General features: G+C 70.8%; 10 protein-coding genes and 2 pseudogenes. 8 read left to right on the top strand and 4 right to left on the bottom strand.

The features are described from left to right. Nucleotides 1–52: 52 nt before the first annotated feature. The 3 genes and pseudogenes from LNW71_RS32180 to LNW71_RS32190 form a co-directional block, all read right to left on the bottom strand. The gene (locus tag LNW71_RS32180; RefSeq protein WP_250971398.1) at nucleotides 53–1,426 is read right to left on the bottom strand and encodes a deoxyribodipyrimidine photo-lyase; all 1,374 of its coding nucleotides are present in this window, start codon (nucleotides 1,424–1,426) and stop codon (nucleotides 53–55) included. A gap of 70 nt (nucleotides 1,427–1,496) precedes the next feature. Beyond that, nucleotides 1,497–3,025 (bottom strand): annotated as a pseudogene (locus LNW71_RS32185) (SDR family oxidoreductase). Between the two features lie 192 nt (nucleotides 3,026–3,217). Beyond that, nucleotides 3,218–3,856 (bottom strand): sigma-70 family RNA polymerase sigma factor, encoded by a 639-nt coding sequence (locus LNW71_RS32190; protein WP_250971399.1) that lies wholly within the window; start codon nucleotides 3,854–3,856, stop codon nucleotides 3,218–3,220. A 161-nt stretch (nucleotides 3,857–4,017) separates the two neighbouring features. On the opposite strand from LNW71_RS32190, the pseudogene LNW71_RS32195 reads away from it, so the two are divergent. The 8 genes and pseudogenes from LNW71_RS32195 to LNW71_RS32230 all read left to right on the top strand — a co-directional run bounded on the left by LNW71_RS32195 (nucleotide 4,018) and on the right by LNW71_RS32230 (nucleotide 11,303). Next, a pseudogene (locus tag LNW71_RS32195) lies at nucleotides 4,018–4,997 on the top strand (MerR family transcriptional regulator). Between the two features lie 212 nt (nucleotides 4,998–5,209). Continuing rightward, nucleotides 5,210–6,460, top strand: a complete 1,251-nt coding sequence (locus tag LNW71_RS32200; protein WP_250971400.1) for an NAD(P)/FAD-dependent oxidoreductase — start codon at nucleotides 5,210–5,212, stop codon at nucleotides 6,458–6,460. 111 nt (nucleotides 6,461–6,571) lie between these two features. Next, on the top strand, nucleotides 6,572–7,495 hold the full coding sequence (locus tag LNW71_RS32205; protein WP_250971401.1) for a VanZ family protein: 924 nt from the start codon (nucleotides 6,572–6,574) through the stop codon (nucleotides 7,493–7,495). Between the two features lie 217 nt (nucleotides 7,496–7,712). After that, complete coding sequence (locus LNW71_RS32210) at nucleotides 7,713–8,540, top strand: DUF4389 domain-containing protein (protein ID WP_250971402.1); 828 nt, start codon at nucleotides 7,713–7,715, stop codon at nucleotides 8,538–8,540. Continuing rightward, nucleotides 8,537–9,052, top strand: coding sequence for a DinB family protein (locus tag LNW71_RS32215; protein WP_250971403.1), 516 nt, complete (start codon nucleotides 8,537–8,539; stop codon nucleotides 9,050–9,052). The genes LNW71_RS32210 and LNW71_RS32215 overlap by 4 nt, the downstream gene beginning before the upstream one ends. Nucleotides 9,053–9,167: 115 nt before the next feature. Beyond that, entirely contained in the window at nucleotides 9,168–9,887 is a 720-nt protein-coding gene (locus tag LNW71_RS32220; RefSeq protein WP_250971404.1) for a DUF4230 domain-containing protein, read from the top strand. 243 nt (nucleotides 9,888–10,130) lie between these two features. After that, the gene (locus LNW71_RS32225; RefSeq protein WP_250971405.1) at nucleotides 10,131–10,646 is read left to right on the top strand and encodes a lytic polysaccharide monooxygenase auxiliary activity family 9 protein; all 516 of its coding nucleotides are present in this window, start codon (nucleotides 10,131–10,133) and stop codon (nucleotides 10,644–10,646) included. 144 nt (nucleotides 10,647–10,790) lie between these two features. Beyond that, complete coding sequence (locus LNW71_RS32230) at nucleotides 10,791–11,303, top strand: GNAT family N-acetyltransferase (RefSeq protein ID WP_250971406.1); 513 nt, start codon at nucleotides 10,791–10,793, stop codon at nucleotides 11,301–11,303. Nucleotides 11,304–11,515: 212 nt separating this feature from the next. Here LNW71_RS32230 and LNW71_RS32235 read toward each other — a convergent pair whose 3' ends face one another. After that, a complete protein-coding gene (locus tag LNW71_RS32235) occupies nucleotides 11,516–12,154 on the bottom strand; it encodes an SET domain-containing protein-lysine N-methyltransferase (RefSeq protein WP_250971407.1) in 639 nt (212 codons plus the stop codon). Nucleotides 12,155–12,211: the final 57 nt, after the last annotated feature.

Genomic DNA, 12,211 nt, shown 5'->3' on the forward strand with positions numbered 1-12,211 from the left:
GCGTGCCGTGTCCGCCGCCGTCACCCCGCAGCGCGGGGTGACGGACCGGCGGTCACTCCAGTCCGCGCGCCTCCTTGAACCGCGCCAGCCCATCCGCGAGTTCCACCAGCGGAGCCGGGTAGTCGAGCCGGTCCCGCTCCGCACCGCGCAGCTTCCACGGCTCGTGCACAGCCGGCCCGGTCAGTGCCGCCAGCTCCGGAACCCACCGGCGTACGTAGTCGCCTGACGGGTCGTAGCGTTTGGCCTGCAGTACGGGATTGAGTACCCGGTTGGGGCGGCTGTCCGTCCCGGTCCCTGCCATCCACTGCCAGTTGAGCTGGTTGTTGGCGAGGTCGCCGTCCACCAGCAGATCCAGGAAGTGCCGTGCGCCGATGCGCCAGTCCACGTAGAGCGTCTTGGTCAGAAAGCCCGCGGTCAGCAGCCGCCCGCGATTGTGCATCCAGCCCTCGTGGTGCAGCTGGCGCATCGCGGCGTCGACCACGGGGTAGCCGGTGCGGCCCTCCCGCCACGCCTCGATCTCGTCGGCCGCGTCCGCCTCGGACCGCCAGTGATCGTTCCGGGTGCGGTAGTCGAGCCGGGCCGCGGCGGGCCGGGCGGCGAGGACCTGGTGATGGAACTCGCGCCAGCACAGCTGCCGGACGAACGCCTCGGCTCCCGTCCCGCCCGCGGCGCGTGCCCGGTGGATGAGCTCCACGGGGGACAGGGTCCCGAAGTGCAGATGCGGCGAGAGCCGGGACGTGGCGTCGCCCGCCAGGTCGTCGTGGTGGTCCTCGTACTCCGCGAGCCCGTGGCGCCGCCAGGCGGTGAGCCGCTTGCGGGCCAGCTGCTCCCCGCCCCCGGCGAGCCCCGCCGAGACGCCGGACACCGCGGAACGGGCAGGAACGTCCTCGGAGCCAGGCCCGTCGGGCACCCGCACCGCACGCGGGGCGCCGAAGGCATCACGCACCCCCTCCGTCGACCAGCGCCTGAAGTACGGGGTGAACACGGCGAAGTGGTCCGACCCGGCGGGTGTCACGGCGCCCGGGGCGACCGCGGTGACCACGCCGTCGTGGACGTGCAACCGCGCCCCGCCGGACTCCAGTGCCGGACGCAACCGCTCCTCGCGACGACGGGCGTAGGCGCTGACCCCCGCGGCCAGGTGGACGTCGTCCGCACCGGTCTCGGAGACGATCCGGCACGCCTCGGCGACCACATCGCCCGAGCGGATCACCAGCCGGCCGCCCCGCTCACGCAGCCCGGCGTCGAGATCGCGCAGACAGTCGGCGAGGAAGGCGCGGCGGTTCGGGGCGTTGAACCCCGCCGTGTCGATCCCGGTGTCGTGGACGAACAGCGGCACGACCTCGTCCGCGGATCCGAGTGCGGCCCGCAGCGGCGGATGGTCGTGCAGCCGGAGGTCGGAGGTGAAGAGGACGACCGCTACGGTCATGGCGCAACTCCTGGTCGGGGCCCGTGGACGTGTACCCGTTCCCTCGACGGGCGCTCAGCGGATGCAGCGGTCATCGCGGCAGCGCGGCCGGTGCTTCCGCGGAGGACGGCACCGACGCCGCGGCGCGCGCGATGTTGCGGGCCATCCCGCCGAACACGATCGCGTGGAACGGCGAGACGCTCCACCAGTACGCGTGGCCGAGCAGGCCGCGCGGATGGAACAGGGCCCGCTGCCGGTAGTGCGCCCGGCCGTGCTCGTCCTGCTCCGTGTACATCTCCAGCCACGCCAGGCCGGGCAGCCGCATCTCCGCGCGCAGCCGCAGCAGACGACCCGGCTGGATCTCCTCGACCCGCCAGAAGTCCAGGGAGTCGCCCACCCGCAGCCGGTCGGTGTCCCGTCGCCCGCGCCGCAGGCCCACCCCTCCCACCAGCCGGTCGAGTGAACCGCGCACCACCCAGGCCAGCGGGAACGAGTACCAGCCGTGCTCGCCGCCGATCCCCTCGATGACCTTCCAGAGAGCCCCCGGCGACGCGTCGACATCGAGCTCCCGCACGTCCTCGTACAGGCTGCCGCCCGCCCAGTCGGGGTCGGTGGGCAGCGGATCACTCGGTACACCGGGTACCGAAGCGGAGGACCACCGGGTGGTGACCTTGGCCTCGCGCACCCGTTGGAGGGCCAGCCGCAGCGCCTTCTCGAACGTGAAGGGCTGGCCTGCCCCGTCCGGCACGTACTGCGCGATGTCGTGCTCCCGGCACACCACCTCGTACCGCAGCGACTCGGCGAGCGGCCGCGCGATCGACCGGGGGACGGGCGTGACCAGGCCGATCCAGTGGCTGGACAGCCGCGGCGTCAGCACCGGGACGGGCAGGATCAGCCGGGGCGGGAGGGCCGCGATCTCCGCGTACCGCTGCATCATGTCCCGGTACGTGATGATGTCGGGCCCCCCGATGTCGAAGGTACGGCTCACCTCGGCCGGCATCAGCGCGCTGCCCACCAGGTAGCGCAGCACGTCGCGCACCGCGATCGGCTGGATCCGGGTCGACACCCAGCTCGGCGTCACCATGACCGGCAGCCGCTCCGTGAGATAGCGCAGCATCTCGAAGGAGGCCGACCCGGAGCCGATGATCACCGCGGCCCGCAGCGCGGTGGTCGGGACACCGGAGTCCAGCAGGATCCTGCCCACCTCGGCGCGCGAGCGCAGATGGGGCGAGAGCTCCCGCTCGGGCACCTCGGGCGGCGTGAGCCCACCGAGGTAGACGATCCTGCCGACGCCCCGCTCCCGCGCCGCGTCCGCGAAGACCGTGGCCGACTTCCGGTCCGTCTCCTCGAAGTCTGCGCCGGTCGTCAGCGCGTGCACCAGGTAGTAGGCCACGTCGATGTCCGCCATTGCCGACGCGACCGACACCGCATCGGTGACATCGCCCCGGACGACTTCCACGTCCCCTGCCCAGGGGTAGTCCCGCAGCTTCTCGGGGCTGCGCGCCATGCAGCGCACCTGGTGCCCGGCCTTCAGGAGCTCGGGCACCAGCCGCCCCCGATGTATCCGGTGGCCCCGGTCACCAGGCAGTGCATGGGCTTGTCCGCGCTGTCGCTCGGCATGGGATCTCCGCATCGGCTGGGGTGCTGCTCAGTTCACCGTGCCCCGTAGTCACGCATCACGCTCCTCGAAGCGTCCGGACGCGGTGACGGAAGACGGGTTCATGGCCGGGGGACAGATCCACGCCCGGTCGGCACCGCACGGCGTACGAGTGGTCGTTCCGCCGCCCATCTTCTCGCGCGCCGACCTCTGGGTCACCGCGCATCGTTTGTGCGTCGTTCACTCCGTGCGTCGCCCGGTCCGCCGGACACCGAGCGTTGAAGGCGCCGTAGCGCGCGGCGCACATGGCTCTTGACCGTGCCGAGCGGGAGCCCCGTCAGTTCGGCGATGCGGGTCTGCGGGAGGTCGTCGTAGTACGCCATGTGCAGGATGCGGCGCTGCACCTGGGGCAGCTTTCCCAGCTCCGCGCCGACCAGCACCCGGTCCAGGGCCGACTCCGGAAGCCCGGTCGCGCCGGTCTCGGTGAGCCGCAGCCGGGCCGCCGTCGCCGCGGCCAGTTCGAGGCGCCGGGTCCGGGCGGTCAGCGCGTCGGCGATCTTGCGCCGGGCGATCCCGACCAGCCAGCCGGGCAGCGGACCGCGCTCCGGGCGGTAGCCGAGCCTGCCGCGCCAGGCGGCCAGGAACACCTGCTGGGTGACGTCCTCCGCCTCCCTGCTGTCGCCCAGTGACCGGGCCGCCAGGGAGTGCACGAGCGCGCCCCACCTCCGGTACGCGGCGGCGAAGCACTCCTCGCTGCCCCGCACCAGCCCGGCGGCCAGTTCGTCGTCGGCGAGGTCCTGCGCTACGGACGGGTCCGGCGCGGGCGGTGCGTTCTCCAGGGAGAGCGTGGTCATGGCAGTTCTTCCTCCCTCGGAGCCCGGCCCCTGGGGCTGCGCCTCCCGCGGCGGCCGGTGTGCTCTTCGAGGCCCCTCGGGCGGGCGCCTCTGAGCTGCAGCGTTCCAACAGCGGAGGCGGCGGAACAACATGCATCGATTCTGCGTCGTATGATCGACACATGCTGTCCTCCGCGGAACAGGCCCGGGCGGGAGCCGCCGATCACGGCCTGACCACCGGCGCGGTGGCGCGCCGTCTGGGCGTCGCGCCGACGACGCTGCGGTCGTGGGACCGGCGTTACGGAATCGGACCGGTTCACCGGCACGACGGCAGGCACCGGCGCTGGACGCCCGAGGACATCGCCGTCCTGGAACGCATGTGCGAGATGACGAGTTCCGGCGTCCCCCCGGCGGAAGCCGCGCGCACCGCGCTCAGCGGGAACCCCGGCCCGACGCGCCCTTCCGTGACGCCCGAGGCGCACCCGCCGCCGGCTGCCACGGAGCCGGTCGAACCGATCGCGGACGTCGCGCGCCAGGAACGCCGGGGGCTCGCGCGTGCGGCACTCCGGCTCGATGCGCGGGCCATCGACGAGCGGCTGACGGCCGCGATCGACAGTCACGGGCTGGTGGCCGCCTGGGACGAAGTGATCATGCCGACGCTGCACGCGGTGGGGCGCAAGTGGCAGACGTCGGGGGAGCGCTACGTCGAGGTCGAGCACCTGTTGTCCTGGCACGTCTCCACCGCCCTGCGAGGGGTGGCCGCACAGCCCGTCACCAAGGACGGCGTCGCCGGGGTCGTCCTGCTTGCCTGCACACCGGGGGAGACGCACACGCTCCCCCTGGAGGCCCTGGCCGCCGGCCTCGCCGAACACGGCCTGGGCGTAAGGATGTTCGGCGCGTCGGTACCGGGGGAGGCGCTGGGCGAGGCCGTGCGGCGGATCGGCCCCTCAGCCGTGGTGCTGTGGTCCCAGTCCCGCAACACCGCGGGGCGCCCACTGGCGCAGCACGTGGCGTCCATCGAATGGGGGTACGGGGCGCCCGTACCCGTCCGTCCGTGCTGATCGCGGGACCCGGCTGGGCGGGCCCTCCGGTGCCCGGCACCCACCGCCCCCAGGGGCTCGGCGAGGCGATCAGGATGCTCGCGGCGTGCTGCGAAGGATGAGACAAGCCATTGCGCGAAGGATCTGACACGTGAGGAGACGCGCGATTCCATGAAGGGTGGGACGCGCACTCGCCGGATCCGGCGGATGCCGTGCCGGAACCGTTCGAGCTGCGAGCATGCGCAGTGAAGGGCCCCGAACCGGACCGGCCGCGCGATTTCTGCCCCGGCCGTGGCCGTGCCCCGACGACGAGCCTGCGCGAAAGGTGAACTCCATGGCGACACCCGTGGGACCCCGTCCCGACGTCATCGTGATCGGCGCCGGACTGGCCGGTCTCGCCTGTGCGGCCGACCTGACCGCGGGCGGCCTCGCGGTCCACCTGCTGGAGGCGTCGGACGCGGTCGGCGGCCGGATGCGAACCGACCGGCGGGACGGCTTTCTCCTCGACCGCGGGTTCCAGGTGTTCAACACGTCCTATCCCCAGGTCAAGAAGCGCCTGACGCTCCGTGATCTGCGTCTGCACCCCTTCACGCCCGGCGTACTCGTGCAGACCGGGGCGGGCCGCACCGCCAGGGTCCGCTTCACCGATCCCACCCGCAGCCCGCGTTCCGCCGGCGATCTGCTCCCCGGACGGCTGGCCTCCGGCAGGGATCTGATGGCGCTCGGGGTGCTCTCGGCCCGGGACATGTTCGGCCCGGTGAGCGCCATCAGGCGGCGCCCCGACCGTACGACGCTGACCGAGCTGGCCGACGCGGGCATCTCCGACGAGCTCGTGCGCACGCTGTTCCTGCCGTTCCTGTCGGGTGTCTTCCTGGAGGACGAACTGGAGACCTCCTCCCGCTTCTTCCATCTGGTCTGGCGCAGCATGCTACGCGGCACCCTCTGTCTGCCCGCCGCCGGCATCGGGGCCGTACCGGCCGCCCTCGCCGCCGGGCTGCCACCGCGCACACTGTCCCTGGACACCCCCGTGCACAGCCTCACCGACGACGGTGTGCTCGGCGAGGACGGATCGGAGCGCCCCGCGCCGACGGTGGTGGTGGCGACCGGCCCCGAAAAGGCCGCGCAGCTGCTCCCCGGCCTGAGCGTCCCCCCGACCCGCACCGTCACGACGTACTACCACGTGAGCGGCGTACCCCCGCTGCGCGAACCGACGCTGCTCGTCGACAGCCGGCGCCGCTTCCTGAACACCGTGGTGCTCAGCGAGGTCGCACCGGCCTGCGCACCGGCGGGGTACTCGCTCGTGTCGACGTCCGTGCTCGGCCCCGACGCCCCGGGAAGGGAGGCGCAGACCCGTCGGGATCTGGCCGAGGTCCACGCCACCGACACCGCCTCCTGGGACCTGCTCGCCACCTGCACGGTGCCGGGGGCGCTGCCCGCCATGCCGCCTCCGTGGCCGTTGTCCCGCTCCTCACGCATCGGACCGGGACGCTATGTGTGCGGCGACCACCGTGCGACCGGCTCGGTCCAGGGAGCCCTCGCGTCCGGGGCGCGCGCGGCCCGTGAGGTGCTGGCCGACCGGGGCTGACCGGGCCGCGCCACCGCCCGTCGTCCACCCGCCAGAGGCCCGGCGGGCGCGGAAATCCGGCGGGATCCCTCCGGCAGGTGTGGTCCGACCGGTCGGGGGCACGTGTCGCCCATGAACGCAGAGGCGGAGAGCGGTGCGCGGAACCTGACCCGGCGCAGAAGTTGGGGCCGGGTTCTCCTGCAAGTGACCTTTCTGGTGCTGGCCTTCCTGGCCATGGTCGGTTTCTCCGTCGTCCTGGCGAAGGTGACGCTCACGCCGTCGCCCGCCTCGGAGGAACTGGTGAAGTCGAACCTGCAGCCGGGCCGCTCGCTCCGGCAGTACGCCGAGGACTACACCTTCCTCGCGGCGTGCAAGCAGGCGGGCGGAAATCTGCTGCTGGGCATGCCCTTCGGCGTCATTCTTCCCATTCTCGTGCCGCGACGCCTGCGGATGATCCGCATGGTCCTGCTGACCGTGCTGGTCATCGTGGTCGTCGAACTCGTTCAGGGAGCACTCGTCGCCGGACGGGCGTTCGACGTCGACGACGTCATCCTCAACACGACAGGTGCGCTGCTCGGCTACCTGCTGCTGGGCCGACGCCTGAGCCATCGCTACCACGTGCTCGCGGAACGGCCCGAGGCGGAGACCGTTCCCGAGCCCGCCCCGCGCACTTCGAAGCGGGAGGCGTCCGCCGCGGGACGGGACGGGGACAAGACGGTGCCGCGCCAGCGGCCGTGGCAGGGGAAGTGGGACCGGGTCGTGGCCCGGACGAAGCCCGGGACCGACGCGAATCGGAAGGCAGCTCCGGGCGACAAGTCCCGCACGCGTACGGACGCGAAGCCCAGGGCCGGGTGGAGCAGGAAGCCGCAGCTCACGAGGACGACCGCGACCAAGTCCACGGCGAAGGCCGGCACGAAGCCCAGGACGCTTCCCAAGGCCAAGCCCAAGGCCGCGGCCAACGCCAAGTCCGCCACATCCACCGGCAGGACCCCGCGCGGCGACGGGGACCGCACCGGGTCGGGCCGCGCACTGCTGGACCGCTTCCGCAACCGCTGACCGGGGCCGGGCCGGGGAGTGCCCCGGCCCGGACACGGCGTCGGAGCGCCGGGCGGGCGCTCCGCATGAGCTCCTTGGACCGCGCGGGGAAGCAACTGCCCCGCGCGGCGGCACCCGATCGGCCCGCGGCCGATTGCGGTCCGCCCGCTCCGGTCCCAGCGTGAGGGGACGCCGAGTGCGCACAGGGCGTACGGAGCACCCGCCGAAGGGGAGCGACATGGCCGACGCCCAATGGAGCCCGGGGCGAAGGGCAGGGGACGCGGACGAATTCCTGCCCGTTCTGGACGTCGTCGAGCCCGCGCGTCAGCGCAGGCTCACCGTCCTGTTCCGTCTGCTCCTGCTGATCCCGCATTTCATCGTGCTGCTGTTCCTCGAGATCGCGGCCTTCTTCACCGTCGTGTTCGGCTGGTTCGCCGCTCTCGTCCTGGGCCGGCTGCCCGAACCCGTCTTCCGCTTCCTCGCCGGAGTCCTCGGCTACCGCACGAGGGTCGCCGCCAGCGGCATGCTGCTCATCGACCGCTATCCGCCGTTCGCGCTGATCCCGCCGCCGGACTATCCGGTGCAGATCGACGTCCGGCCGACGCCGCTGAACCGGCTGGCCGTCTTCTTCCGGCTGATCCTGGTGATTCCCGCCGCCGTCGTGCAGAGCCTCGTCACATCCGGCTGGTACGCCCTGGCGATCGTGTGGTGGCTGATCACGCTGGTCCTGGGACGGATGCCGCGCCCTCTCTTCGAAGCCACCGCGGCCACGCTGCGCTACGAGATGCGCGTGTCGGCCTACCTGTCGATGCTCAGTCCTGCCTACCCCAAGGCACTGTTCGGCGAGGACGCACTGTCCGTACCGGAACTGCGGGCCAGGTCCGCCACCCGGCCCCTGGTCATGAGCAGTGCGGGCAAGGCGCTGGTGGTCCTCTTCCTGGTCCTCGGGCTCGCCGGTGCCGTCACCTCGTCCTTCACCGGCTCGTCGTCCGACGACACGGACGACCACATGCAGGCGCAAAGGACTCGCGTGGTCGGCCCGTCGCCAGGCATGATCACGCGATGACATGGACAGCACCTGAAGCAATACGCACCGGTGGCTCGCTCGTGGCCGACGAGCGGGAGATGCTCACCGGATATCTCGGATGGTTCCGCAGCACCCTTCTGCAGAAGTGCGCCGGCCTGACCGGCGAGCAGCTCGCCGAGCGGACCGTGGATCCGTCGAACCTCTCGCTGCTCGGACTCGTACGCCACATGGCCAAGGTCGAACGCACCTGGTTCAGGCAGCGGTTCGCCGGCCAGGCGCTGGAGCCGATGTACGACCCGCAGAAGGGCAAGGACGCGGACTTCGAGGACCTCGATCCGGCCCGCGCCGCCGAGGACTACAGCCGCCTGGTCGAGGAGTGCCGCCTGGCGGACGAGGTGGTCGCCGGCGCCTCCCTCGACGAGACCTTCACCCACGACGGCGAGGTCTTCTCCCTGCGGCTGGTGCACGTTCACATGATCGGCGAGTACGCCCGCCACATCGGCCACGCCGACCTGGTGCGCGAGCGACTCGACGGTGTCACCGGGGCCTGAGGCGGGGCCGGCGCAGGGCACCGGCACGGTCGGGCCGTCTGCGTCCGCGTACGGAATCCGGCGGAAGTGCGGCGGACGGCGGCGTGAATCCGTGCGGTCGGGTCACACGGAGAGTATGACGTCCACCGACGCACCGACAGACCTGACAGGCAAGCCCGGAGAGCCGGGAGGCGGCGGCCACGGCAGCGGCCGCCGCCCCCGCCGATGGGGGATGGTGGCCGCGATCTTCGCGGCCGCCCTGGCACTGCTGCTTCTCGGCACCCGGCTGAGCCTGCTGCCGGGGCTGGGCGACATCTTCGGCGAGGAGACGCAGGACCGCTCGGGTCCCGCCGTTCTCAAGTCGATCCGCGACATGAGCAAGTACGAGGCGGCGGCAGGTAATTTCCAGGTCGTCGTCGACCTGGAGAAGGACACGAAGTTCCTCCCCGACGCCATCCGAGGCTCCCGCACCCTCTATGTCGGCGCCGGCACCGTCGGTGCCTCCGTCGACCTGGGCGAGGTGGCCGGCAACGGAGTCGTCGTCAACAAGGACCGCACCAAGGCCGAACTCCGGCTGCCGCACGCCGCGCTGGGCAAGCCGGCACTCGACCCGGACCGGTCCTACGCGGTGTCCAAGCAGCGCGGTCTCTTCGACCGTATCGGGGACTTCTTCTCGGACAACCCCGGCAGCGAGCAGGCGGTGAACAAGCTGGCCGCCCAGCACATCGGCGAGGCGGCCAAGGAGAGCGGCCTGACGCAGCGCGCGGAGAAGAACACCACCGCCATGCTCCAGGGCCTGCTCGGATCGCTCGGATTCCAGGAGGTCACCGTCCACTACGGCGACGCCGACAAGTAGGCCCGGTCGATTCGCGGCGCAACTCCCTTTCTGATCGGCGCCCTTGACGGCTCCTCCTTGATGGGTATGGTCTAGGCCAAGTGCAGGGACGGTGCCGAACGCCCACGCCGTGTGGGTGTTCCGGTTCATGGAACCTGCCGTTCCCTTCGCGCCTCTTGGCCCCACACTCGAGAGGCTGGACTGCCGTTTGCGGGCTCCCCACAGCCCCTGTGCGTGCAGCGATGCCTCATGTGAAGGAGAAGCATGCACGCCAAAAGGAAGACTGCCGTAGCTGTCGGTGCCGTACTCGCACCGGTACTCGCCCTGACGCTTCCGGTGGGTTCAGCCAGCGCCCACGGCTACATCTCGTCGCCTCCGAGCAGGCAGGCGCAGTGTGCCGCCGGAACCGTCAGCTGCGGTGACATCACCTACGAGCCCCAGAGCGTGGAAGGCCCCCAGGGGCTGACCAGTTGCAGCGGCGGCAACAGCCGGTTCGCCGAGCTTGACGACGACTCCAAGGGCTGGCAGGTCACCCCGGTGAGCGCGAGCACCTCGTTCCAGTGGGTACTGACCGCTCGTCACAGCACCAGCACGTGGCAGTACTTCGCGAGCGGCCAGAAGATCGCCGAGTTCAACGACAACGGCGCCCAGCCCGGCGCGACCGTCACTCATCAGGTGAACTTCGGTGACCTCAAGGGCAAGCAGAAGGTCCTGGCGGTCTGGAACATCGCCGACACGACCAACGCCTTCTACGCGTGCATCGATGTGAACGTCAGCTGACGCGTCCGCCGTCGCCGGCGAGGAGCCCCTGCCCTGCACAGGGCAGGGGCTCCTCGCTGTGGCAAGGTGATCCGACCGCCGGGCGGTGTGTGAACCGGCGGGCAGGACGCCTCAAGTCGCCTGAAGACGCCTGAAGGGGAAGACATGGCTCACCAGTGGGTGAAGCTCGAACTCGACGCGGCCGCATTCGACGCGGGCCGGTTCGAGGAATATGTCACCAAATGCCGAGCCGAGGGTATCCGGCTGACGACACTCTTCGATCTGGGCGACACGGAAGTCAACCGGCGCGCACTGTATGAGCTGAACAAGGAGTGTTCCGCCGACATTCCGGAGCGGGGCGAGTTCTTCTCGTACGAGGAATTCACCGCCCGCCGGTTCGAGGTTCCTTCGTACGATCCCCGCGGCGTCGTGATCGCACTGGATGGTGACGACTGGATCGGCCTGGCGGCGACCTCCAACCACGGTGAATTCGTCTTCAACGAGATGACCGGGGTCAGGGCCGCCTACCGAGGCCGTGGCATTTCCATTGCCATGAAGACATTCGCGATGGCTTACGTGCGAAGGTGCGGCGCACAGAGGGTCCGCACCTTTCATCATCCGGCGAATGCGAGCGCCATCGGAATGAACCGGACCATGGGTTTCGTCGACAGCGAGTGACCTGCCTGGCCGACCAGCTGTCCCGGACCGACCCGGGCCGGGACCGGGCATTACAGCCGTAGATCGTGACCGTGACCTGCGGTGATACGTTCACGCCGGTGAGCGTTGCGGGCTCGGGCTTGGCGTCATCGTCGCCAGGTCGACCAGCCGAGGGCGCCGTCGACTCCAGGCTTAACGCGGTCGAGGATGTTGAACAGGCGGCGGGGTCCACGTCACCCGGCATGGTGGTAGACGATCTGCCAGTTGCCGGCGATGACCTTGAGGAGCATGGTCTGGTGCCGCCGACCACCCGCCGTCTCAGCCTCCGCGGAGCACAGTGCCTCCCAGCGCCCGGTACCGACGAGCCACTCGACCTCCGACAATGAAACCAATCCGGACTCGGACACCGTGGCGACATAGGCTCCCCTGCCACGGGCCGCGCGCCCCGCCACCCAGAGACTGACATCACGGTCGACTAACCCAGTGAGGAGTTCACCCGTTCCTTCACGGAGCGCATGTCGGTAGGCGTCGAGGAAGGTGCCGAGCTCGCGAGAGGTCTCCTCGGTCGCGTCGATGGTGATCCGGTCGCCCCGCGCGATGGACCGCAGTGCGATGTCGCACCCGCGCTCAAAGTCCTGATAGCAGGACGGATCGTCAGAGTGGTTCACGAAGCGTGCTGGCGCAGGGTAGAGGTAGCGGCGGCCCCCGTAGCTGTGTACAAAGATATCCACGCCAGCCGGCAGGGCCAGGTAGGCAGCCTCATCGAGTGGCTCGAGCTGGTAAGACAGGACGACCTCGCCAACTGCGAAGTCGCGCGCGGCATAGACGCCGGTACCAGCAAGGTCACCAGGTCCAAGAGTTACATCGTCCACAGCGCCATACCCTAGTAACACAGCCGGAGATCATGACACCGACCTGCAGTGCCGCGT

Origin of the sequence: Streptomyces sp. RKAG290, assembly GCF_023701695.1 — a bacterium.
In the GTDB taxonomy this organism is placed as follows: Bacteria; Actinomycetota; Actinomycetes; order Streptomycetales; family Streptomycetaceae; genus Streptomyces.